Raw genomic sequence first — 23,670 nt, 5'->3', positions numbered from 1 at the left:
CGGCCCCGCTCCCTTTTGGAACGCACATGCCTCCCAGCACCGCCACCCCGTCCGCTGCCCCCCGCACCACCGAGCTGACCATCGGCGGGATGACCTGCGCCTCCTGCGCGGCCCGCGTCGAGAAGAAGCTCAACCGCATGGACGGGGTCACCGCGACCGTCAACTACGCGACGGAGAAGGCGCGGATCGACCACGCGGCCGAGGTGGCGGTCGCCGATCTGATCGCGACGGTCGTGAAGACCGGCTACACCGCCGAGGAACCCCCGCCGCCGCGCCCCACGCTCGAGCCGGCGGCGCACGCGCGAGAGGAAGCGGACGCGGAACCCGCAGCGGAACCGTCCGCCCGGCGCGGCGAGCCCGACCCGGAGCTGGACGCGTCCCGCACCCGCCTGACCGTCTCGGCGCTCCTCGCCGCGCCCGTGGTGCTCCTCGCGATGGTCCCGGCCCTCCAGTTCGACCACTGGCAGTGGCTCTCGCTCACACTCGCCGCACCCGTCGTCGTCTGGGGCGGGCTCCCCTTCCACCGGGCCGCCTGGACCAACCTCCGCCACGGCGCCGCCACCATGGACACCCTCGTCTCGATCGGCACGCTCGCCGCCTTCGGCTGGTCGCTCTGGGCGCTGTTCCTGGGCACCGCCGGCATGCCCGGCATGCGCCACGGATTCGACCTCACCGTCGGCCGCACCGACGGCGCCGCCACGATCTATCTGGAGGTCGCCGCCGGGGTCGTGACCTTCATCCTGCTCGGCCGCCACCTGGAGGCCCGCGCCAAGCGAAAGGCCGGTTCCGCGCTGCGCGCGCTGATGGAGCTGGGCGCCAAGGACGTGGCCCTCCTCCGGGACGGCGTGGAGGTACGGGTTCCGGTGACCGCCCTGCACGTCGGCGACCGTTTCGTCGTCCGGCCCGGGGAGAAGATCGCCACCGACGGCACCGTCGCGGCGGGGCTCTCCGCCGTCGACGCCTCCCTGCTCACCGGCGAGTCCCTCCCGGCCGACGTGGCGGCCGGGGATCCGGTGACGGGCGGCTGCGTCAACACCTCCGGACGGCTGGTCGTCGAGGCCACCCGGGTCGGCGCGGACACCCAGCTGGCCCGGATGGCGAAGCTGGTGGAGGACGCGCAGAACGGCAAGGCCGCCGCCCAGCGCCTGGCCGACCGGATCTCCGCCGTCTTCGTGCCCGTCGTGCTGCTGATCGCGCTCGGCACCCTGGCGGGCTGGCTGGGGGCGACCGGCGACACGACGGCGGCCTTCACGGCCGCGGTCGCCGTCCTGATCATCGCCTGCCCCTGCGCCCTCGGCCTGGCCACCCCGACCGCCCTCATGGTCGGCACCGGCCGCGGCGCCCAGCTCGGCATCCTCATCAAGGGCCCGGAAGTCCTCGAATCCACCCGCCGCGTCGACACCGTCGTCCTCGACAAGACCGGCACCGTCACCACCGGCCGGATGACGCTGCGGAAGACGTACGCGTACGAAGGGGAGGACGAGGCCGAGCTGCTGCGCCTCGCGGGCGCCCTGGAGCACGCCTCCGAGCACCCGGTCGCCCGCGCCGTCGCGGCCGGCGCCGCCGAGCGCCTGGGCCTGACGACGGCCGGGCTGCCCGCGCCCGAGTCGTTCGAGAACGTCCCCGGCCTCGGTGTGCGCGGCACCGTCGACGGCCACCGGGTCCTCGCGGGCCGCGCCGCCCTGCTGGAGGCCGAAGGGGTCGAGGTGCCCGGTCCGCCCGCCCCCGGGGCCGTCCACATCGCCTGGGACGGCCGCGCCCGCGGGTTCCTCACCGTCGCCGACGAGGTCAAGGAGACCAGCGCCGAGGCGGTGGCCCGGCTGCGCGCCCTCGGCCTGACACCCGTCCTGCTGACCGGGGACAGTCTCACCGTGGCCGAGACGGTGGCGGCCGAGGTGGGCATCCCGGCCGACCGGGTCTTCGCCGAGGTGCTGCCGCAGGACAAGGTCGACGCGGTACGACGTCTTCAGGCCGAAGGCCGGACGGTCGCGATGGTCGGCGACGGCGTGAACGACGCCGCCGCGCTCGCCGTGGCCGACCTGGGTCTCGCCCTGGGCACGGGCACGGACGCGGCCATCGAGGCAGCCGATCTGACGCTGGTCCGCGGCGACCTGCGGGTCGCGTCCGACGCCATCCGCCTCGCCCGGCGCACCCTGGCCACCATCAAGGCCAACCTGGCCTGGGCTTTCGGCTACAACCTCGCCGCCCTCCCACTGGCGGCCGCCGGCCTGCTGAACCCTATGATCGCCGGACTGGCGATGGCCTTTTCGTCCGTTTTCGTGGTGACCAACAGCCTCCGTCTCCGAAGGTTCACGTGAATTCACCTACACGTGACCGCACAGGACCTTCACAAAGAGACCTAGATCACAGATATTTGGGGGTAACCATTCAGGCCGTTCGCGAGTCTAAGTGGGCGATGCCGAGAACGTCTTGGGGGACGTTCATGGGATGTCTTGGGGGACGTCTCAGGCAAGCGTTGGCCGGGGCACGTGCACCGGGGAGCTTTGAGCGGCCCTCCCGTACGTACCCCGGCAGACCGCGCAGACCCGCGTAGCTTCTGTCGACCGACAGGCGCCCGGCCCGGATCCCGTGGGGGGAATCCGCACCGGGGATATGGGAAGCGCCCCGCTCGCCGACCCGTGGGGGGATCGGTGGCGGGGCGCTTTTCGTTCAGCGGCCCGAAGGCCGGGGCCGGGGGCCGAGACAGGCCCTCGGCCCCATCAAGGCTGCCCATGGCCCCGTCAAGGCTGCCGTCCCTGGGGTCAGCGGCCCTCGACCGGCACGAAGTCGCGCAGGACCTCGCCCGTGTAGATCTGGCGCGGGCGGCCGATGCGGGAACCCGGCTCCTTGATCATCTCGTGCCACTGGGCGATCCAGCCCGGGAGACGGCCGAGCGCGAAGAGCACGGTGAACATCTCGGTCGGGAAGCCCATCGCGCGGTAGATCAGACCCGTGTAGAAGTCCACGTTCGGGTAGAGGTTGCGCGAGACGAAGTAGTCGTCGGAGAGCGCGTGCTCCTCCAGCTTGAGCGCGATGTCCAGCAGCTCGTCGGACTTGCCGAGGGCCGAGAGGACATCGTGCGCCGCCGCCTTGATGATCTTGGCGCGGGGGTCGAAGGACTTGTACACCCGGTGGCCGAAGCCCATCAGGCGGACGCCGTCCTCCTTGTTCTTCACCTTGTTGATGAAGGAGTCGACATCGCCGCCGTTGGCCTGGATGCCCTCGAGCATCTCCAGGACCGACTGGTTGGCGCCACCGTGCAGGGGACCCCACAGGGCGGAGATGCCGGCGGAGATCGACGCGAACATGTTCGCCTGGCTCGAACCCACCAGACGGACGGTGGACGTCGAACAGTTCTGCTCGTGGTCCGCGTGCAGGATCAGCAGCTTGTCGAGCGCGGAGACCACGACCGGGTCGAGCTCGTACTCCTGGGCCGGGACCGAGAAGGTCATGCGCAGGAAGTTCTCGACGTACCCGAGGTCGTTGCGCGGGTAGACGAAGGGGTGGCCGATCGACTTCTTGTACGCGTACGCCGCGATCGTCGGCAGCTTGGCGAGCAGCCGGATCGTGGAGAGGTGGCGCTGCTTCTCGTCGAACGGGTTGTGGCTGTCCTGGTAGAACGTGGACAGCGCCGAGACCACCGAGGACAGCATGGCCATCGGGTGCGCGTCGCGCGGGAAGCCGTCGAAGAAGCGCTTGACGTCCTCGTGCAGCAGCGTGTGCTGGGTGATCTCGTTCTTGAAGGTCGCCAGCTCGTCGACCTTGGGAAGCTCACCGTTGATCAGCAGGTACGCCACCTCGAGGAAGGTGGAGCGCTCGGCCAGCTGCTCGATGGGGTAGCCGCGGTACCGCAGGATCCCCTGCTCACCGTCGAGGTAGGTGATCGCGGATTTATAGGCGGCCGTGTTGCCGTAGCCGCTGTCCAGGGTCACCAGACCGGTCTGCGCCCGGAGCTTCCCGATGTCGAAGCCCTTGTCGCCGACGGTGCTCTCGACCACCGGGTAGGTGTATTCACCGTCCGCGTACCGCAGTACTACAGAGTTGTCGCTCACGTCATCCCTCACCGACGTAGTGCCTCTTCTTCGAGGTGCCCTGACTGTCTCTACCATCCCCCATTTGGCTCAGGAGAGTGCACTCGGGGTCGACCATTGGGCCATTTGGCGGCACTCAGTGCCGCCAACCTGCTCATCTTGCCCCCTTCGCCCCGCTTCCGGAAGTCGGGGGTCGTCTTTCACACGACCGGATGCCCGCCGCCGCGCCCCCGGCGTCACACCCGCGCGGCGGACGCCCCGGCCAGCCGATGGGCGAGGCCGGTGCAGCGCCTGCCTGCGGAAACGGTGCGAACGGCCTGGCCGATCGCCTTGCGCGAGCCCACCAGGACCACCAGCTTCCGGGCCCTCGTGACGGCGGTGTAGAGCAGATTCCGCTGGAGCATCATCCAGGCGCTGGTGGTGACAGGGATCACCACCGCCGGATACTCGCTGCCCTGCGAACGGTGGATCGTCACGGCGTACGCGTGGGCCAGCTCGTCCAGCTCGTCGAAGTCGTACGGCACCTCCTCGTCCTCGTCCGTCCGCACGGTCAGCCGCTGCTCCACGGTGTCGAGCGAGGTCACGACGCCGACCGTGCCGTTGAAGACGCCGTTCGCCCCCTTGTCGTAGTTGTTGCGGATCTGCGTGACCTTGTCACCGACGCGGAAGACGCGGCCCCCGAAACGCTTCTCGGGCAGATCGGGCCGGGCCGGGGTGACGGCCTGCTGCAAGAGCCCGTTCAGCGCGCCCGCACCGGCGGGACCGCGGTGCATCGGCGCCAGAACCTGCACGTCACGGCGCGGATCGAGACCGAACTTGGCGGGAATCCGACGAGATGCGACCTCAACAGCGACCCGCGCCGCGTCCTCCGTCTCGTCCTCCACGAAGAGGAAGAAGTCCGGCAGCCCCGTCGTCACGGGCACGAGCCCCGCGTTGATCCGGTGCGCGTTGGTCACCACACCCGACTGCTGCGCCTGCCGGAAGATCCGGGTCAGCCGCACCGCCGGCACCGGACTGTCCGGGGCCAGCAGATCGCCCAGGACCTCCCCCGCGCCCACCGAAGGCAACTGGTCCACATCCCCCACGAGCAGCAGGTGCGCACCGGGCGCCACGGCCTTCACCAGCTTGTTGGCCAGCAGCAGATCGAGCATCGACGCCTCGTCCACGACCACCAGATCGGCGTCCAGGGGGCGGTCCCGGTCGAACGCCGCGTCGCCGCCCGGCTTGAGCTCAAGGAGCCGGTGGACGGTCGACGCCTCCGCCCCGGTCAGCTCGGCCAGCCGCTTCGCCGCCCGGCCCGTGGGCGCGGCCAGCACCACCTTGGCCCGCTTCGCACGGGCCAGCTCCACGATCGACCGGACCGTGAACGACTTCCCGCACCCCGGCCCGCCGGTCAGCACCGCGACCTTACGGGTCAACGCGAGCCGCACCGCCTCCTCCTGCTCGGGCGCGAGCGACGCCCCCGTACGGTCGGCCAGCCAGGCCAGCGCCTTGTCCCACACCACGTCCCGGAAGGCCGGCATCCGGTCCTCCTCCGCCCGCAGAAGCCGGCCGATCTGGGCCGCGAGCGAGATCTCCGCCCGGTGGAACGGCACCAGATAGACGGCGGTGACCGGCTGCCCGTCGGGCCCCGGCACCGGCTCCCGCACGACCCCCTCCGGGTCGTCGGCCAGCGCGGCGAGGCACTCGATGACCAGCCCGGTGTCCACCTGCAGCAGCTTCACCGCGTCGGAGATCAACCGCTCCTCGGGCAGGAAGCAGTGCCCCTGGTCCGTGGACTGCGACAGCGCGTACTGCAGACCCGCCTTGACCCGGTCGGGGCTGTCGTGCGGGATGCCGACGGCCTGGGCGATCTTGTCGGCGGTCAGGAACCCGATGCCCCAGACGTCGGCGGCCAGGCGGTAGGGCTGGTTGCGCACGACGGAGATCGAGGCGTCCTCGTACTTCTTGTAGATCCGCACGGCGATGGAGGTGGAGACCCCGACGCCCTGGAGGAAGACCATCACCTCCTTGATCGCCTTCTGCTCCTCCCAGGCCGCCCCGATCAGCCGCGTCCGCTTGGGCCCGAGCCCGGGCACCTCGACGAGCCTCTTCGGCTCCCGCTCGATGACGTCGAGGGTGTCGGTGCCGAAGTGCTCGACGATCCGCTCGGCGATCCGCGGGCCGATGCCCTTGATGAGACCGGAGCCGAGGTACCGGCGTATGCCCTGGATCGTGGCGGGCAGCACGGTCGTGTAGTTCTCCACCGTGAACTGCTTGCCGTACTGCGGATGCGAGCCCCAACGCCCCTCCATCCGCAGCGACTCACCCGGCTGCGCCCCGAGGAGCGAGCCGACGACGGTGAGAAGATCCCCGGCGCCCCGACCGGTGTCGACACGGGCGACGGTGTACCCGCTCTCCTCGTTGGCGTAGGTGATCCGCTCGAGAACCCCTTCGACCACTGCCTGGCCCTGACCCTGGTTGGACATGGTCCGAAGGTAGCGAAGGGGTCGGACAAGGGGCGTCCCGGGCCGAGAGGCACCCTTCACCGGGTGGGCTGCGCGAAGACACATGGCGATGCAAGCGGAACGGACAGAACAGTGACTGCGGATCAGCAGCAAGGTGCCATCTGGGCGCTGCCCGATGTGTCCCTCGTCGTCAGGGGACCCGAGCTCGACCCCGAGGAGGTGAGCAGGAAGCTCGCCCTCCAGCCGACGGGAACCCGGGAGCCCCGGCCCAGTCGGTGGGGGCCGCCGGGAGATGTCGACGGTGAATGGCGGCTTCAGGTCGACGAGCGCTCCACGAGGGTCTTCTCGGAGCAGCTCGACACCGTCCTGACGGCAGTCGAACCGCACGCCGGCGCGGTGGGCGAACTCATGGCGGACGGGCTCTCCGTGACCCTCACCATCAGGGGATACGTGGACAACGACGCACAGCTCGCCTTCACACCCGAGCAGATGCGCCGAGTGGCCCTCCTCGGCGTTCCGCTGACCCTCGCCCCCAGCACGAGCGAACGGTGACCGCCATGTGGACCTCGATCACCTCCTCCCTGGCCCTCACCGGAAGCGGCCTGGACCCCTCGGCCGTCGACCGTGCCCTCGGGCTGTCCCGGCTCGCGGAGCAGCTGACCGGCGCGTCGGTCCATCACGGGCCGGGCTGGTGGGCCTACACCCTCGACGAGCACTTCTCCGCCGACCTGGGCGAGCAGGTCGCGGCGCTGACCGCCCAGGTCGCGCCGCTCCTCGACGCCATCAGGGCGCTGTCGGCCGCCGGCTGCTTCGCCCAGGTGTCGATCGCGGGCACGGTACGGGCGGACGAGCGGCTGACACTCTCGCCCGAATCCGCCGACCGGCTCGCCGCACTCGGGTTGCCGGTCTCCTTCACGACGCTCCTGGAGGGCAACGCCCCCGCGGAGGACCCGCTGGACTGGCTCGACTGAGGCTCTCGCCGGCCGGGGGCCGCGCCGCGCGGGACGGGGGCGGTGCGGCCGAGCAGGCCGGGGCCCTCCGCCGGATCAGACCGCCAGGAACCTCCTCGTCGTCTCCTCCAGCACCTCCACGCCGTCCCGCGCCCACAGCTCGTCGTTGAAGAGCTCCACCTCGATCGGGCCCGTGTATCCGGCCGCCTCGACGAGGGCGCGCCAGGCGCGGAGGTCGATCGTGCCGTCGCCCAACTGGGCGCGGCCGTTGAGGACTCCGGCCGGGAGAGGGGTGGTCCAGTCGGCGAGCTGGAAGGTGTGGATGCGGTGCGCCGCGCCCGCGCGGGCGACCGCCGCCGGGGCGCGGTCGTCCCACCAAATGTGGTACGTGTCCACGGCCACGCCCACCTGCGAGGACGGGAAGCGCTCGGCGATGTCCAGCGCCTGGTCCAGGGTGGAGACCGCGCACCGGTCCGCCGCGTACATCGGGTGCAGCGGCTCGATCGCCAGGCGGACGCCCCGCTCCCCCGCGTACGGGGCGAGTTCGGCGATCGCGTCGCCGATCCGGGCCCGGGCGGCCGCCAGGTCGCGGCTGCCCGGGGCGAGGCCGCCCGAGACCAGGACCAGGGTGTCGCTGCCGAGGGCGGCCGCCTCGTCGATCGCCGCGCGGTTGTCGTCCAGCGAGTCGGCGGTGGTGAAGAAACCGCCCCGGCACAGGGTGGTGACGGCCAGTCCGGCGTCCCGTACGAGCTCGGCCGTGGCCGCCAGGCCGTACGCGTGCACGGGCTCGCGCCACAGGCCGATGCCCGGGATGCCGAGACGCACGCACTGCTTCACGAGCTCCGGCAGCGACAGCTGCTTCACCGTCATCTGGTTGATACTGAAGCGCGAGAGGGGGTTCGACGGGTTCACCGCGGGACTCCGTACACCGTGAGCAGGGACCGCATCCGGGACTCGGCGAGCTCCGGATCGGGGAACAGGCTGAGCTCGTCGGCCAGTTCGTACGCCCGCGCCAGGTGCGGCAGCGAGCGGGCCGACTGCAGGCCGCCGACCATCGTGAAGTGGTCCTGGTGGCCCGCGAGCCAGGCCAGGAAGACGACCCCCGTCTTGTAGAAGCGGGTCGGCGCGCGGAAGAGGTGCCGGGACAGTTCGACCGTCGGGTCGAGGAGCGCGCGGAACCCCGCGACGTCGCCGGTGTCCAGGACCCGTACCGCCTGGGCCGCCAGCGGGCCCAGCGGGTCGAAGATGCCGAGCAGGGCGTGGCTGAACCCGTGCTCGTCGCCGGCGATCAGCTCGGGGTAGTGGAAGTCGTCGCCCGTGTAGCAGCGGACGCCCTCGGGGAGGCGGCGGCGCAGGTCGACCTCGCGCCGGGCGTCGAGGAGGGAGACCTTGATGCCGTCGACCTTGTCCGGGTGGGCGGCGATGACCTCCAGGAAGGTGTCCGTCGCGGTATCCAGGTCGGCCGAGCCCCAGTAGCCGTCGAGCGCGGGGTCGAACATCGGCCCGAGCCAGTGCAGGATCACCGGCTCGGAGGCCTGGCGCAGGAGGTGGGTGTACGTCTCCACGTAGTCGTCCGGGGACGCGGCGGCGGCCGCGAGGGCCCGGGAGGCCATGAGGACGGCGCGGGAGCCGGTCTCCTCGACGAGGGCGAGCTGCTCCTCGTACGCCCGGCGGACGGTCGTCACGTCCGCGGGCCCGGTCAGCTGGTCCGTGCCGACACCGCAGGCGATGCCGCCTCCGACGGCCTTGGCCTCGGCGGCCGAGCGGCGGATCAGCTCGGCGGCGCCGGCCCAGTCCAGGCCCATCCCGCGCTGCGCGGTGTCCATCGCCTCGGCGACGCCCAGGCCGTGGGACCAGAGGTGGCGGCGGAAGGCGAGCGTGGCGTCCCAGTCGACGGCGGCGGGCGCGTCGGGGGTGGTGTCGGCGTACGGGTCGGCGACGACATGGGCGGCGGAGAAGACGGTACGGGAGGCCAGGGCGCCGCTACGGGCATCCGGGGCACCGGTACCCGCGACCGGCGCGCCCGTCCCCGCGCTCACGCCGGTCGAGCGGCGCGGCGTGTACTCCCGTACGCCGCCGTCCCCTCGGGGCAGGCGGATCACAGCGTGATCTCCGGGACGGCCAGGCGGCGGCCCTCGGCCGCCGACCGCAGGCCCAGCTCGGCGAGCTGCACACCGCGCGCGCCGGCGAGCAGGTCCCAGTGGTACGGCTCCCCGAGCACCACGTGCCGCAGGAACAGCTCCCACTGCGCCTTGAAGCCGTTGCCGAAGTCGTCGTTGTCCGGGACCTCCTGCCACTGGTCGCGGAAGGGTTCGGTGGCGGGGAGGTCCGGGTTCCAGACCGGCTTCGGGGTGGCCGAGCGGTGCTGGACGCGGCAGTCGCGCAGGCCGGCGACGGCCGAGCCGTGCGTGCCGTCGACCTGGAACTCGACCAGCTCGTCGCGGTGGACGCGGACCGTCCAGGAGGAGTTGATCTGGGCGACCGCCCCGCCCTCCAGCTCGAAGATGCCGTACGCCGCGTCGTCGGCGGTCGCCTCGTACGGCTTGCCCCGCTCGTCCCAGCGCCGCGGGACATGGGTCGCGACGTGCGCGGTGACGCTGGTGACCCGGCCGAACAGCTCGTGCAGGACGTACTCCCAGTGCGGGAACATGTCGACGACGATGCCGCCGCCGTCCTGCGCGCGGTAGTTCCAGCTGGGGCGCTGGGCCTCCTGCCAGTCGCCCTCGAAGACCCAGTAGCCGAACTCGCCGCGCACGGACAGGATCTCGCCGAAGAAGCCGCCGTCGATCAGCCGCTTCAGCTTCAGCAGGCCGGGGAGGAAGAGCTTGTCCTGGACGACGCCGTGCCGGACGCCGGCGGCCCGGGCGAGGGCGGCGAGCCGCAGGGCGCCGTCGAGGTCGGTGGCCGTGGGCTTCTCGGTGTAGACGTGCTTGCCGGCGGCGATGGCCTTCTCGAGGGCCTCGGCGCGGGCCGAGGTGACCTGGGCGTCGAAGTAGAGGTCGATCGAGTCGTCGGCGAGGACGGCGTCGAGGTCGGTGGACCATTCGGTGAGGCCGTGGCGCTCGGCGAGGGCGCGCAGGGCGTGCTCCCGGCGCCCGACGAGGACGGGCTCGGGCCAGAGGATCTCGCCGTCGCCGAGGTCGAGGCCGCCCTGCTCGCGCAGGGCGAGGATCGAGCGGACGAGGTGCTGGCGGTGGCCCATCCGGCCGGTGACGCCGTTCATGGCGATCCGGATCGTCCTGCGTGTCACGACGGTTCCCCTCCACGTGCATGGATCGGCGCGGGCGTGACGCGGCGCGCGCCGGACGGCGCACAGCGGCGATCACGCGATAGAAAGCGCTTACTATCAGAGATGACGCTAGCCTGCCGACAACACGCCGGACAAGGGGTCGGCCCCCGTCACCTCGGAGGTACGCGATGACCGTCACGCTCGCGGATGTGGCCGCGCGGGCCCAGGTGTCCCCCGCGACCGTCTCCCGCGTCCTGAACGGCAACTACCCGGTCGCCGCCTCGACCCGGGAGCGGGTGCTGCGGGCGGTGGACGATCTGGACTACGTCCTGAACGGGCCGGCGAGTTCGCTCGCCGCCGCCACCTCCGACCTGGTCGGCATCCTCGTCAACGACATCGCCGACCCCTTCTTCGGGATCATGGCGGGGGCGGCGCAGAGCGCGATCGGGGAGGGTGCGTCGGGGCGGGCCGGCGGCGAGAAGCTGGCCGTCGTCTGCAACACCGGCGGCTCCCCGGAGCGCGAGCTGACCTATCTGACGCTGCTGCAGCGGCAGCGCGCGGCCGCCGTGATCCTGACCGGTGGCTCGCTCGAGATGCCGGAGCACATGGCGGCGGTGGCGGTGAAGCTGACGAAGCTGGCGGACGCGGGGACCCGGGTCGTGCTGTGCGGGCGGCCGCCGGTGGCGGGCGACGCGAGCGTGGCGGCGCTCACCTTCGACAACCGGGCGGGGGCGCGGCGGCTCACCGACCACCTGCTGGCGCTCGGGCACCGGCGGATCGGGTACGTGGCGGGGCCCGCGAACCGGACGACGACCCGGGACCGGCTGGAGGGGCACCGGGAGGCGCTGGCCGCGGCCGGGGTGACGGAGGGGCCGACGGTCCACGGCTCGTACGACCGGCGCTCCGGTTACGACGCGACGCTGGAACTGCTGCGCCGGGAGCCGGAGCTGACGGCGGTGGTGGCGGCGAACGACACGGTGGCGCTCGGCGCGTGCGCGGCGCTGCGGGACCGGGGGCTGAGCATTCCGGGAGACGTGTCGGTGGCGGGCTTCGACGACCTGCCCTTCTCGCTCGACGCGGTGCCCGCGCTGACGACCGTACGGCTGCCGCTGCAGGAGGCGGGGGCGCGGGCGGGGCGTCTGGCGATGGGCACGGAGGCGACACCGCCGGGCGGCATCGCCAGGATCGCGGCGGAACTGATGGTCCGCGACTCCACGGCCCCGCCCCGGAGGTGACCGAGGGGACGGGCGGCCACCGGAGGCGTCACCCGTCGGTCCCCGCGCTCAGCCGCTCGCGTACGCGGCACCGCACGTACGGCACGGGCGGCCACCGGAGGCGTCACCCGTCGGCCCCGGCGCCCAGCCGCTCGCGTACGCGGGACCGCACGTACCGCAACGTTTCGGCCAGCTCTCGCACCTGAGCGTGCGGGTTCCCCTCGCCGTGGACGCGGGCGGTGAGGGAGTGGAGGCCGATGTCGAGGCCGAGTGCCCGGGCGAACAGGCGCATCCAGCCGCGGAGTTCGGAGTGGTCGACCGGGAACTCGTAGGCCGGGGTCGAGACCAGCACACGTGCGAGCAGGTCGACGCGGATCCCTATCGCGGTGAGGGGGTCGACAGGCTCGGTCGGGGGCGCGCCGTCGAAGAGGTCGACGCGGACGGACCGGGAGCCCCTCAGGTCCTCGACGAGATCGCGGGCGGCGCCGCCGAGGCCGAGGACGCGGGTGAGTCCGCCGTCGATCGCGCGGAGGTGCGCGAGGGCGCGGCGAGCGGCCCAGGCGCGGGTGGGGATGAAGGCGACGGGACCGGTGCGCTCGCGCTGGGCACGCGCGAGCCCGCGGTCGACGGCGAGGAGGCGGCGAGCGATCTCGGCGAGAAGAGCGTCCATGTGACGGAGACTCGCCGTGTGGTCGGAAGAAGCGGCGGGCACGCGTGACCTCCTTGCTGCGACGGTGTCATCGTCGCAGCAGCCCGCCGACAGCCCAACCCCCGACCGGACGAGGATCGTTCAACGAGCCACGCACGGGGCGAGGGCGGGGTGGCGGTCGATCGGCGCGTGGTCCCGGGGCGCGCGGGCTCGCGGGTCGGCGGGGTCGCGGGCGGCGCCGGCCTCAGACCGGGGTGACGCAGGCACCCGGCTTCCCGGGGGAGTCGACCACGTACTCCGCGTGCAGCAGATAGTCGCCGGGGCCGCAGGACGCCTCGTCGAGCACCCGGTATTCCGCCAGGGGCGACCCGCAGCCGACCTTCTCCAGACGCTGTTCCGGCCAGTCGGCCTCGTTGCGTACGCAATCGCCCGCCGACAGCGCGACCGGTTCCCCGCCGCTCGACAGCAGGCCCACGACGAGCAGGGTCGGAACCGCCAGGGCGAGCAGGGCGATCGGGGTGAGGATCAGCATCGCGGGGGCGCGGCGCAGGACCCTCCTGCCCGGGTCGAGCGGCGGCCGGGCGGCACCGTACGGCTCGGGCAGCCGGCGCAGGGCGGCGCGGGCGCCGAAGACGTTCCCCAGGACCACGAAGGGCGTGACGAAGAGGGAGAACAGGCCCCACCAGCCCGTCACCAGCGTGTCGGAGGTCATCTGCCGGTAGACGGAGAGCCCGCAGGTGCGGCAGAAGGAGCCCCGCCGCGTGACCGTGCGCATGATGACGACCATGCCCTGGTGGGCGCGGACGGTCACGGCGGCCGCGGGCTGCGCCCCGCAGACCTCGCAGCCTGCCGCCTGCGGTCCTGACGGCCCCGGCTGTCCGAGGTATCCGTAGGGGCCGGGCTGCTGCTGCCCTTGCTGCCCGTAGGAACCCGCCTGCCCCTGCCCGTAGGGGCTCGGCGGCGGCTGCCCGTACGGCGGGTACGGGTGTGGCTGCTGCGGGTGCTGCGGCGGGTGTGGTTGCGCATGCGGATGCGGAAACGTCATGGCTCCGGTCCCCCTCGGTCGTCGAAACCAGCACCCTAGCGGCAGCCTCGTCATGCACACGCCCGAGGTCGCCCCGGGCCGCCCCCGGGCACCCCCACCCCGCCTCCGCCCCCGACGCGGATCCTGCGCAGGTGCTTGACCTGGCAGTTACTTTCGGGCTATCCGTGACTCCTTGGAAGTTTCCTTCAATCTGCACGGCCGGAAGGAGCATCAGTGCACCACCGCGCCACCTCCCGACGCACCCTCCTCACCGTCACCGCCGCGGCCGCGGCCGCCGCCGTCACCGGAGTGACGGGACCGCTCGCCCACGCCGCCCCGCCCGAGGACCACGGCACCGACCACGACCGGGGCCGCGACCACGACCGCGCTCTGCGGCGGCTCATCTCCCGCATGTCGCTGGAGGAGAAGGTCGGCCAGCTCTTCGTCATGCGGGTGTACGGCCACTCCGCCACCGCCCCCGACCAGGCCGACATCGACGGCAACCTCCAGGAGATCGGCGTGCGCACCGCCGCCGAGCTGGTCGAGAAGTACCACGTCGGCGGGATCATCTACTTCACCTGGACCCACAACACCCGCGACCCGCACCAGATCGCCGACCTCTCCAACGGCATCCAGAAGGCCGGTCTCGCCCAGCCCACCCCGCTCCCCCTGCTCATCTCCACCGACCAGGAGCACGGCATCGTCTGCCGGGTCGGCAGGCCCGCCACCCTGCTCCCCGGGGCGATGGCCCTCGGCGCCGGAGGCTCCCGTTCCGACGCCCGCGAGGCCGCCCGGATCGCGGGCGCCGAGCTGGCCGCCGTCGGGATCCGGCAGAACTACGCGCCGGTGGCCGACGTCAACGTCAACCCGGCCAACCCCGTCATCGGCGTGCGCTCCTTCGGCTCCGACCCGCAGGCCGTCTCGAGCCTGGTCGCCGCACAGGTGAAGGGGTATCAGGGGGCGGGGGTGGCGGCGACCTCCAAGCACTTCCCCGGCCACGGCGACACCGCCGTCGACAGCCACTACGGCCTGCCGACCATCAGCCACACCCGCGCGCAGTGGGCCGAGCTGGACGCCCCGCCGTTCCGCGCCGCGATCTCCGCCGGGATCGACTCGATCATGACCGCGCACATCGTGGTGCCCGCGCTCGACCCGAGCGAGGACCCGGCGACGCTGTCCCGTCCCATCCTGACCGGCATCCTGCGCGAGGAGCTCGGTTACGACGGGGTGGTGGTGACGGACTCGCTCGGCATGGAGGGGGTCCGCACCAAGTACGGCGACGCGCGCGTGCCCGTCCTCGCGCTGCGGGCCGGCGTGGACCAGCTGCTCAACCCGCCGAAGCTGGACGTCGCGTGGAACGCCGTCCTCCAGGCCGTCAAGGACGGTGAACTGACCGAGGCCCGGCTCGACGAATCGATCCTGCGGATCCTTCGCCTCAAGGCGAAGCTCGGCCTGTTCCGGCAGCCGTACGTGAGCCACGCCGGCGTCGACCGTACGGTCGGCACCCGCGCCCACCTGGCCCGAGCGGACCGGCTCGCCGAGGAGACCACCACCCTCCTCCGCAACGAAGGGGGCTTCCTGCCCCTCAGCCGGCGCGTCCACGGTGACGTCCTGGTCGTCGGCGCCGATCCCGCCTCCCCGTCCGGGACGACCGGGCCCCCGACCGCCACCCTCGCCGGGGCGTTCACCGCGCTGGGCTTCTCGGCCACGGCGCTGTCCACCGGGATCACTCCCACCGCCGCGAAGATCGAGGAGGCGGTGGCCGCGGCGGCGGGCAAGGACGTGGTCGTCGTCGGCACGTACAACGTGACGGCGACCAGCACGCAACGCACGCTCGTCTCCCGGCTGGTGGCGACCGGTGTGCCCGTCGTGACGGTCGCGATCCGCAACCCGTACGACATCGCCCATCTGACCGGCCAGCGGGCGACCGTCGCCGCCTACTCCTGGACCGACGTGGAACTGCGGGCCGCGGTCCGGGTCATCGCGGGCGCGGCGCGGCCGCGGGGCCGGCTGCCCGTCCCCGTCCAGCGGGCGGACGATCCGACGCGCGTGCTGTACCCGGTCGGCCACGGCCTGTCGTACGGATAGCCGCGGACGGGCACGGAAGGGGTAACGGCCGACGGGCCGCGCCCGGGGTCCTGGACCCCGGGCGCGGCCCGTCGCCGCGTCATGACCGTGCCGCCGGGCGGCTCAGGCCCGCACCGGCACCACGGCCGTACGGTCCACCGCCTGCCGTCGCGTCACGGGCGCAGGCCGTGCTCCCGGCTCAGCTCCTCGTCGACCGGCTTGTCGAGGCGGGCGTCGAAGCGCGCCAGCGGGCGGGCCGCCTGGGCCGCCGGGGCGTCGACTCCGGCCCAGGCGAGGATGCGGGCCGTGGCCTTGGCCCGCTCGGCCTCCACCAGTCCGTCGACGGTCGCGCCGTGGTTGGCGCCGGGGGCTGTGAGGACGTAGCTGTCCCGCGCGCCCTTGCCGAGGCGGAACGGCTCCGAGCCCCAGGGGTCGTTGCCGCCGTACACGAACATCATCCGGTGGGCGTTCTTGCGGACCCAGTCGTCGACGTCCCGCATGGCCTGCGGCTTGAACGTCATCGGGATCTCGCGCGGCACGAAGTTCCGGGCGGGCTGGTAGCCGTAGCGGGACAGGCCCTTCAGGTGCGGCTGCCGGATGCTGGGCGAGCCGAGTTCGGTGGCCGCCTGGTAGTAGTACGGGGTGTACCCCTCCAGGCTCTGGTCGGTGTAGAAGGACCAGCCGGCGTAGGCGTCGATGGTCTCGTAGATCTCGTCGTCGCTCGCCGTCGCGGCGACCGGGACGGTGTCGCAGACGTCCTCGCCGTAGTACTGCCAGAAGCCCCAGACGAAGTCGAGGACGACGGCTTCGTACGCCCGGTCGAGCGAGCCGACGGTGGTGAAGGTGGCTCCTTCGGACTCGGCCCACGCCTGGTACTTCGCCTGGAGCGGGGCGCGGCGGACGAGGGCCTCGCGCTGGAGGGCGTTGAGCCGGTCGCGGCACTCCTTCGTGCCGACGGTCGCGAAGAACCGGTCGTACGCCGAGTCCTCCTTCTCGACCACGTCGTTGGGGGCCACGTAGGCGACGACGCCGTCCATGTCGCGCGGGTAGAAGCGCTCGTAGTACGTCGCCGTCATCCCGCCCTTGGAGGCGCCGGTCGAGAGCCACTTCCGGTCGTAGATCCGCTTCAGGGCGGTGAAGATGCGATGCTGGTCGCTCGCGGCCTGCCAGATGTCCAGCTTGGACCAGTCGGCGGGCTGGGGGCGGGACGGCGTGAAGTAGCGGTACTCCATGGAGACCTGGTTGCCGTCGATGATGCGGGTGGGCTCGCGCCGGCTCGGGGTGGTGCTCAGTCCGTAGCCGCTGGTGTGGAAGACGGTGGGGCGGCTCGTGTCCTTGTGCAGGAGGGAGAGGCGCTGCTTGAAGGTGCCCGCCCAGGGGCGCCGGTGGTCGACCGGCTGGGTGTACTCGAGGACGAAGTAGCGGTAGCCGGCGTACGGCTTCTCCTCGATCAGGCTCATCCCGGGGATGGCCAGGACGCGGTCCTTGATGTCCGCGCCGACCGGACTGTTCGCTTGGTGCGCACGGTCCGCGGTGGCGGACGTGTGTTCGGCGGCGGTTCCGCCGAAGGTGCCGATGGCCGGCTCCGCGGCGGTAGCCGCGCCGGTCGCACCGACGGTGCCTATGAGCACCGTGAGCGACAGCAGCCATCCGAGCGACTTACGCATTCACCCTCCCCTTGGTTCACAACGGTGTCGCGAACCTAGCGGGGGCAACAGACGTACCGCCAGACCCTCTTGGCCCTTACCTCCGTATCAGCACAGGATCCAGCCGGTCGTTCCACTCCGGCCGTCGACGGTGCCGGAGGCGCGGACGCAGCGGTTGAGGGCGTGGACGGTGACGGGCCCGGCCTGGCGGGTGAAGCGGCCGCTGCTGACGGCCGCGCGGCCGCCCCGGGGCTGGAGCGAGACCGACATCGCGCGGCGCGGTCCCGGGGTCTTGGCGACGGCGAGGGCGCACACGTACTGACGGTTCTTGTAGAGGCGCAGCTCGCCGGTGGCGAAGGGGACGGTCTTCGTGGGGCGGCCGCCGCAGAGGGAGGCGGCGGACGCGGTGCCGGGGGCGGCGAGGGCGAGGGCGCCGGCGGTGAGCAGCAGCGCCATGAGGTGCGCGAGCAGCCGGCCCCGACGGTCCCGGTCCCTCGCCGCCCCGAACGGGCGGCGAGCGTTGGGCGCCGCCGCCCCGGACGTGCGACGGGTGCGGGGCGCCGCCGCCCCGGTCGTCCCGTCGAACACGCGCTGTGCTCTGTCTGTCGCCCCACGGAACATGCGCTGCCCTCCCGCCTCGGTGCCGTACATGCGTACGACGCAGCGGGCGCCCGTGCGGTTGCCTCGGCGGCCGGGCGGGGCTCAGACCCGCTCGGGCTCCTCCTCGCCGATGAAGGTCCGCCACAGCGCCGCGTACCGCCCGTCGCGCGCCAGCAGCTCGTCGTGGGTGCCGTCCTCCGCGACGCGGCCGCGGTCCATGACGATCACGCGGTCCGCGCGGGCGGCCGTGGTGAGCCGGTGGGCGACGACGAGGGTGGTGCGGCGGCCCGCGAGCCGTTCGGTGGCCTGGTTGACCTGGGCCTCGGTCGCCAGGTCGAGGGCGGCCGTCGCCTCGTCGAGAAGCAGGATGTCGGGGTCGACGAGTTCCGCGCGGGCGAGGGCGATCAGCTGGCGCTGGCCGGCGGAGAGGTTGCGGCCGCGCTCGGCGACCTCGTGGAGATAGCCGCCGTCCAGGGTCGCGATCATGTCGTGAGCGCCGACCGCGCGGGCGGCCGCCTCCACCTCGGCGTCGGTCGCGGCGGGGCGGCCGTAGGCGATGGCGTCGCGGACCGTCCCGGGGAAGAGGTACGCCTCCTGGGGCACCACCCCGAGCCGGTGGCGGTACGCGGTGAGATCGAGGTCCCGCAGGTCGGTGCCGTCGGCGGTGACCCGGCCGCCCGTCGGGTCGTAGAACCGCGCCACCAGCTTGACCAGGGTCGACTTGCCCGCGCCGGTCTCACCGACGAAGGCGACCGTCTGCCCGGCCGGGATCCGCAGGTCGATGCCGGCGAGGGCGGTCTCGTCGTCGCCGTACGCGAAGGAGACGTCCTCGAAGGCGATCTCGCCGCGCAGCGCGCGGACGTCCCGGGGCTTCTCGGCTGCGGCCGTCGACGTCGGCTCCTGGAGGAGCTCCCGCATCCGCTTCAGCGAGACGGCGGCCTGCTGGTAGCCGTCGAAGACCTGCGAGAGCTGCTGGACGGGGGCGAAGAAGAGGTCGATGTAGAGGAGGTAGGCGACCAGCGCGCCGGTGGTGAGGGAGCCGGCCTCGATCCGGTTCGCGCCGACGATCATGACGGCGGCGGCGGCCACGGTGGAGAGCATCGTGACGAACGGGAAGTAGATCGAGATCAGCCACTGGCCGCGGACGCGGGCCTGGCGGTAGGAGTCGCTGCGGGCGGCGAAGCGGGCCGCTCCCGCGCGCTCGCGCCGGAACGCCTGGACGATCCGCAGCCCGGCGACGGACTCCTGGAGGTCGGCGTTGACGATGCTGATGCGGTCCCGGGCCAGTTCGTAGGCCTTCACGCTGGAGCGGCGGAAGAAGTACGTGCCGACGGCGAGGACCGGCAGGGTGGCGAAGACGACGAGGGCGAGCTGGAGGTCGAGGAAGAGCAGCGCGACCATGATGCCGAAGAAGGTCACCACGGAGACGAAGGCGGTGACGAGCCCGGTCTGCAGGAACGTGGACAGGGCGTCCACGTCGGTCGTCATCCGGGTCATGATCCGGCCGGTCAGCTCGCGCTCGTAGTAGTCGAGGCCGAGCCGCTGGAGCTGGGCGAAGAGCTTCAGGCGCAGGGCGTAGAGGACCCGTTCGCCGGTGCGGCCGGTCATCCGGATCTCGGCGGTCTGCGCGACCCACTGCACGAGGACGGTGAGCAGGGCGAGCGCGGAGGCGGCCCAGACGGCGCCGAGGGCGAGCCGGTTGACGCCGTCGTCGATGCCGTGGCGGATCAGGACGGGCAGCAGCAGGCCCATGCCGGCGTCGACGGCGACCAGGCCGAGGCTGATGAGCAGCGGGGCGCGGAAGCCGCGGAGCAGGCGGCGCAGCCCGTAGGTGGCCTCGGGGGTGACGGCCGCGGCCTCGTCGATGTCGGGGATGTCGGTGGCGGGTGGCAGCGCTTCGACGGAGGCGAGGAGTTCGGGGGTGGCCCCGGGGGCCTGGGACTCCTCGGCGGGCGTCTCCTCGCGGACCCAGAGGGTGGGGGTGATGCCGCGCTCGGCGTCGAACTCGGCGTCGAGTTCGGCGCGCAGGGTGCGGTCCTCGGGCAGCTCGACCGGCGGGGTGTGGCCGGGCGAGACGCCGCCCAGCTCGTCGGGGTCGGTGAGCAGCCTGCGGTAGAGCGCGGAGCGCCGTTCCAGCTCCTCGTGGGTGCCGAGGTCGGAGAGCCGGCCGTCGTCGAGGACGGCGATCCGGTCGGCGAGGCCGAGGGTGGAGCGGCGGTGGGCGATGAGGAGGGTGGTGCGGCCGGCCATCACGGAGGCGAGGGCTTCGTGGATCTCGTGCTCCACGCGCGCGTCGACGGCGGAGGTGGCGTCGTCCAGGAGGAGGAGCCGGGGGTCGGTGAGGATCGCGCGGGCGAGGGCGATCCGCTGGCGCTGGCCGCCGGAGAGGGTGAGGCCGTGCTCGCCGACGGTGGTGTCGTAGCCGTCCGGCAGCTCGGCGATGAAGCGGTCCGCCTGGGCGGCCCGCGCGGCGGTCTCGATCTGCTCCTGGGTGGCGTCCGGGTGCCCGTAGGCGATGTTGGCGCGGACGGTGTCGGAGAACAGGAAGCTGTCCTCGGGGACGAGTCCGATGGCGGCGCGCAGCGAGTCCAGCGTCAGCTCGCGGACGTCGTGGCCGCCGACGAGGACGGCGCCGTGGCTCACGTCGTAGAAGCGGGGCAGCAGGAGCGAGACGGTGGACTTGCCGCTGCCGGAGGCGCCGACGACGGCGACGGTCTCGCCGGCGCGGATCTCCAGGGAGAAGCCGTCGAGGACCGGGCGCCCGTCCTCGTAGGCGAAACGCACGTCGTCGAACTCGACCGTGGCGTCGGCGTCGGCCGGGAGCTCCTTCGTGCCGTCCTGGATGACCGGCTCGGTGTCGATCAGCTCCAGGACGCGGTCGACGCCCGCGCGGGCCTGCTGGCCGACGGTGAGGACCATGGCGAGCATGCGGACGGGGCCGACGAGGGAGGCGAGGTAGGCGGAGAAGGCGACGAAGGTGCCGAGGCTGATCTGGCCGCGGGTGGCGAGCCAGCCGCCGAGGGCGAGGACGGCGACCTGGCCGAGGGCGGGGACGGCCTGGAGGGCGGGGGTGTAGCGGGAGTTGAGCCGGATGGTGCGCATGCGGCCCGCGAAGAGCTTGCGGCCGGCGGCCCGGATCTTGCCGGTCTCCTGGTCCTCCTGGCCGAATCCCTTGACGACGCGGACGCCGGTGACGGCGCCGTCGACGACTCCCGCGACGGCGGCGGCCTGCGACTGGGCGTACCAGGTGGCGGGGTGGAGGCGGGTGCGGCTGCGCTTGGCGATGTACCAGAGGGCGGGGGCGACGGCGAGGGCGACGAGGGTGAGCGGGATCGACAGCCAGGCCATGACGACCAGGGAGATCAGGAAGAGCAGGATGTTCCCGATGGTCATCGGGAGCATGAAGAGCAGGCCCTGGATGAGCTGGAGATCGCTGGTGGCGCGGCCGACGACCTGGCCGGTGGACAGTTCGTCCTGCCGGCGCCCGTCGAGCCGGGTGATGGTGCCGTACATCTCGGTACGGAGGTCGTGCTGGACGTCGAGGGCGAGCCGTCCGCCGTAGTAGCGGCGGATGTACGTGAGGACGTAGATGACGACGGCGGCGGCGATGAGGAGGCCGGTCCAGACGGTGAGGGACCGGGTCTTCGCCCCGATGACGTCGTCGATGATCACCTTGGTGACGAGGGGGACGAGGGCGAGGACGCCCATGCCGGCGAGCGAGGACCCGAGGGCGAGCACCACGTTGGCCTTGTACCGCCAGGCATACCCGGTGAGCCTGCGCGCCCACCCCTGCTCTTCTCGCCCCGCCGCGGCCACGTGGTGCCTCCCGTTCGTCCTGCTCTACCGGATGGCTCCAACGCGGCTGAGGTGCGATTTCATCCCGCTGTCACAAAAGTACGGTCTCCGGTCCTAGGACCGGGGACCGCGCGGGTCACAGGTGGGTGGGCTCGAACATGCGGAGGAGGGCGGGGAGGACCACGACGGAGGGGCCCGGGGTGGCGAGGGCCTTGGCCAGGTCGGCCGTCAGGGTCTCCGGGGTGGTGCGGACCGCCGGGACGCCGAAGGACTCGGCGAGGGCGACGAAGTCGGGGCGGGCCAGTTCGGTGGCGGTGGCCTCGCCGAAGGTGTCGGTCATGTACTCGCGGAGGATGCCGTAGCCGCCGTCGTCGACGATCAGCCAGGTGACGTCGGAGCCGTACTGCTTCGCCGTCGCCAGTTCGGCGATCGAGTACATGGCGCCGCCGTCGCCGGAGACGGCGAGGACCGGCCGGGTGGGGTCCGCCGCGGCCGCGCCGAGGGCGGCGGGGAAGCCGTAGCCGAGGCCGCCGGCGCCCTGGGCGGAGTGCATGGTGTTGGGGTGGCGGGCGTCGAAGGCGGACCAGGCCCAGTAGGCGAGGATCGTCATGTCCCAGAAGCTCGGGGACCTGTCGGGCAGGGCCTCGCGGACGGAGGCCACGATCCGCTGCTCCAGGCCGAGGTCCTGGGCGGCGATCCGGTCCCGCACCTTGGCCAGGACGGCCTCGACCCGCTCGGGGGCGGTCGGGTCCCGGCGCACCTCCGTCGTCTCCAGGAGGGCCTGGAGGGCGAGGCGGGCGTCGGCGTGGATACCGAGCGCCGGGTGGTTGGACTCCAGCTTCCCGGCGTCGGCCTCGATCTGGATCACCCGGCCGCGCGGGGCGAAGGTGTGGTAGTTCGAGGACAGCTCGCCGAGGCCGGAGCCGACGACCAGGAGGACGTCGGCGTCCTCCAGGAAGTCGGTGGTGTGCCGGTCCTCCAGCCAGGACTGGAGGGAGAGCGGGTGGTGCCAGGGGAAGGCGCCCTTGCCGCCGAAGGTGGTGACGACGGGGGCGTCGAGCCGTTCGGCGAGCGCGCGGAGCTTGCCGGAGGCGTCGGAGCGTACGACTCCGCCGCCGGCGATGATCGCCGGCCGGGCCGCCCTGGACAGCAGGTCCGCCGCCACGGCCGTCAGCTCGGGGCGCGGGACGACGTCCTCGGGGGTGGCGTCCATCGCGGTGACGACGGGGATCGCGGTCTCGGCCAGGAGGACGTCCTGCGGGATCTCCACCCAGACCGGCCCGTGCGGGGCGGTGAGCGCCGACTCCCAGGCCGCCGCGATCGCCGAGGGGATCTGGGACTGCGTACGGACGGTGTGGACGGACTTCACGATGTCCCGGAAGGACGCCTGCTGGTCGCGCAGCTCGTGCAGATAGCCGTGCCGCCCGCCGCCGAGGCCGGCGGTGGGCACCTGGCTCCCGATGGCGAGGACGGGCGCCGAGGCGGCGGCGGCCTCCTGGAGCGCGGCGAGCGACATGAGCGCGCCGGGGCCGGTGGAGAGCAGCAGCGGGGCCGCCTCGCCGGTCATCCGGCCGTAGGCGTCGGCGGCGAAGCCCGCGTTGTTCTCGACCCGCAGCCCGACGTAGGTGAGGGAGGAGCGGCGCAGGGCGTCGAACATGCCGAGCGCGTGCTGCCCCGGCAGCCCGAAGACGGTGGTCGCGCCCAGCCCGGAGAGGCTCTCGACGACGAGGTCGCCGCCGTTGCGCCCCGCGGGGGGGTTGAGCGCGGCCTCGCTCTGCGCGGCCGTCGGCCGGAGCACCAGGTCGTGGTCGTGGGTCATGACGTCCCCTCGGGTGTGGCTCGTTCTGCGTGTCGGATACGGGCGCGGGCAGGCGGCCGGCCCGGGTGCGGCGCTCGCGGCGCGGGCCCGGCCGGTGCGGCTCGGTGGAGCTCCGCCGGACCGCCCCACGGTACGGCCCGGCCCGGACGGGGTCGTACCGAGGCACCCGCCCGCCCCTCCGGGGGCGGGACGGCCGACG

Annotated in this window: 16 protein-coding genes; 5 read left to right on the top strand and 11 right to left on the bottom strand. The window is 72.7% G+C overall.

Annotated elements, in window-relative coordinates:
* The first annotated feature begins 26 nt into the window (after nucleotides 1–26).
* Entirely contained in the window at nucleotides 27–2,318 is a 2,292-nt protein-coding gene (locus ACZ6RC_RS01025) for a heavy metal translocating P-type ATPase (protein WP_469578481.1), read from the top strand.
* Between the two features lie 444 nt (nucleotides 2,319–2,762).
* On the opposite strand, the gene ACZ6RC_RS01020 is transcribed toward ACZ6RC_RS01025, so the two are convergent.
* Both ACZ6RC_RS01020 and recD2 read right to left on the bottom strand, forming a co-directional pair.
* Complete coding sequence (locus tag ACZ6RC_RS01020; RefSeq protein WP_352190558.1) at nucleotides 2,763–4,052, bottom strand: citrate synthase; 1,290 nt, start codon at nucleotides 4,050–4,052, stop codon at nucleotides 2,763–2,765.
* A 215-nt stretch (nucleotides 4,053–4,267) separates the two neighbouring features.
* On the bottom strand, nucleotides 4,268–6,499 hold the full coding sequence (gene recD2 / locus ACZ6RC_RS01015; RefSeq protein ID WP_391142949.1) for an SF1B family DNA helicase RecD2: 2,232 nt from the start codon (nucleotides 6,497–6,499) through the stop codon (nucleotides 4,268–4,270).
* Between the two features lie 111 nt (nucleotides 6,500–6,610).
* Between recD2 and ACZ6RC_RS01010 the strand changes: the two genes are divergently transcribed.
* Together ACZ6RC_RS01010 and ACZ6RC_RS01005 are read left to right on the top strand one after the other, a co-directional pair.
* Nucleotides 6,611–7,030, top strand: coding sequence for a DUF4279 domain-containing protein (locus ACZ6RC_RS01010; RefSeq protein ID WP_469578478.1), 420 nt, complete (start codon nucleotides 6,611–6,613; stop codon nucleotides 7,028–7,030).
* A gap of 5 nt (nucleotides 7,031–7,035) precedes the next feature.
* Entirely contained in the window at nucleotides 7,036–7,449 is a 414-nt protein-coding gene (locus tag ACZ6RC_RS01005) for a hypothetical protein (protein WP_469578477.1), read from the top strand.
* A 75-nt stretch (nucleotides 7,450–7,524) separates the two neighbouring features.
* Here the strand turns inward: ACZ6RC_RS01005 and ACZ6RC_RS01000 are convergent, their stop codons facing one another.
* The 3 genes from ACZ6RC_RS01000 to ACZ6RC_RS00990 are packed head-to-tail and all read right to left on the bottom strand — an operon-like array spanning nucleotide 7,525 to nucleotide 10,678.
* Nucleotides 7,525–8,298: a sugar phosphate isomerase/epimerase family protein gene (locus ACZ6RC_RS01000; protein ID WP_453614308.1), complete on the bottom strand. Its 774-nt coding sequence runs from the start codon at nucleotides 8,296–8,298 to the stop codon at nucleotides 7,525–7,527.
* A 38-nt stretch (nucleotides 8,299–8,336) separates the two neighbouring features.
* Nucleotides 8,337–9,530, bottom strand: a complete 1,194-nt coding sequence (locus ACZ6RC_RS00995) for a dihydrodipicolinate synthase family protein (protein ID WP_469578475.1) — start codon at nucleotides 9,528–9,530, stop codon at nucleotides 8,337–8,339.
* On the bottom strand, nucleotides 9,527–10,678 hold the full coding sequence (locus ACZ6RC_RS00990) for a Gfo/Idh/MocA family protein (RefSeq protein WP_469578474.1): 1,152 nt from the start codon (nucleotides 10,676–10,678) through the stop codon (nucleotides 9,527–9,529). The genes ACZ6RC_RS00995 and ACZ6RC_RS00990 overlap by 4 nt, the downstream gene beginning before the upstream one ends.
* 167 nt (nucleotides 10,679–10,845) lie before the next feature.
* Here ACZ6RC_RS00990 and ACZ6RC_RS00985 point away from each other — a divergent pair, with 167 nt between their 5' ends.
* Nucleotides 10,846–11,892 (top strand): LacI family DNA-binding transcriptional regulator, encoded by a 1,047-nt coding sequence (locus ACZ6RC_RS00985; protein ID WP_469578472.1) that lies wholly within the window; start codon nucleotides 10,846–10,848, stop codon nucleotides 11,890–11,892.
* Nucleotides 11,893–11,995: 103 nt separating this feature from the next.
* On the opposite strand, the gene ACZ6RC_RS00980 is transcribed toward ACZ6RC_RS00985, so the two are convergent.
* Nucleotides 11,996–12,541 (bottom strand): hypothetical protein, encoded by a 546-nt coding sequence (locus ACZ6RC_RS00980; RefSeq protein WP_469578470.1) that lies wholly within the window; start codon nucleotides 12,539–12,541, stop codon nucleotides 11,996–11,998.
* A 223-nt stretch (nucleotides 12,542–12,764) separates the two neighbouring features.
* Nucleotides 12,765–13,565: an LppU/SCO3897 family protein gene (locus ACZ6RC_RS00975; protein ID WP_469578468.1), complete on the bottom strand. Its 801-nt coding sequence runs from the start codon at nucleotides 13,563–13,565 to the stop codon at nucleotides 12,765–12,767.
* A 213-nt stretch (nucleotides 13,566–13,778) separates the two neighbouring features.
* Here ACZ6RC_RS00975 and ACZ6RC_RS00970 point away from each other — a divergent pair, with 213 nt between their 5' ends.
* Nucleotides 13,779–15,632 carry a glycoside hydrolase family 3 protein gene (locus tag ACZ6RC_RS00970; protein WP_469578466.1) on the top strand — a complete coding sequence of 618 codons (1,854 nt, stop codon included), beginning with the start codon at nucleotides 13,779–13,781 and terminating at the stop codon, nucleotides 15,630–15,632.
* Nucleotides 15,633–15,784: 152 nt separating this feature from the next.
* On the opposite strand, the gene ACZ6RC_RS00965 is transcribed toward ACZ6RC_RS00970, so the two are convergent.
* The 4 genes from ACZ6RC_RS00965 to ACZ6RC_RS00950 all read right to left on the bottom strand — a co-directional run bounded on the left by ACZ6RC_RS00965 (nucleotide 15,785) and on the right by ACZ6RC_RS00950 (nucleotide 23,471).
* Nucleotides 15,785–17,278: an aminopeptidase gene (locus tag ACZ6RC_RS00965; protein WP_391142975.1), complete on the bottom strand. Its 1,494-nt coding sequence runs from the start codon at nucleotides 17,276–17,278 to the stop codon at nucleotides 15,785–15,787.
* An 87-nt stretch (nucleotides 17,279–17,365) separates the two neighbouring features.
* Nucleotides 17,366–17,845, bottom strand: a complete 480-nt coding sequence (locus ACZ6RC_RS00960; RefSeq protein WP_469578464.1) for a hypothetical protein — start codon at nucleotides 17,843–17,845, stop codon at nucleotides 17,366–17,368.
* A gap of 114 nt (nucleotides 17,846–17,959) precedes the next feature.
* On the bottom strand, nucleotides 17,960–21,673 hold the full coding sequence (locus ACZ6RC_RS00955) for an ABC transporter ATP-binding protein (RefSeq protein WP_469578462.1): 3,714 nt from the start codon (nucleotides 21,671–21,673) through the stop codon (nucleotides 17,960–17,962).
* A 115-nt stretch (nucleotides 21,674–21,788) separates the two neighbouring features.
* Nucleotides 21,789–23,471 (bottom strand): thiamine pyrophosphate-binding protein, encoded by a 1,683-nt coding sequence (locus ACZ6RC_RS00950; protein ID WP_453614287.1) that lies wholly within the window; start codon nucleotides 23,469–23,471, stop codon nucleotides 21,789–21,791.
* Nucleotides 23,472–23,670: the final 199 nt, after the last annotated feature.

The sequence above is a fragment of the Streptomyces sp. NPDC048353 genome (genome assembly GCF_055587165.1).
The sequence above is the reverse complement of the archived record's forward strand: the minus strand, read 5'-3'. Positions and strand labels throughout refer to the sequence as shown.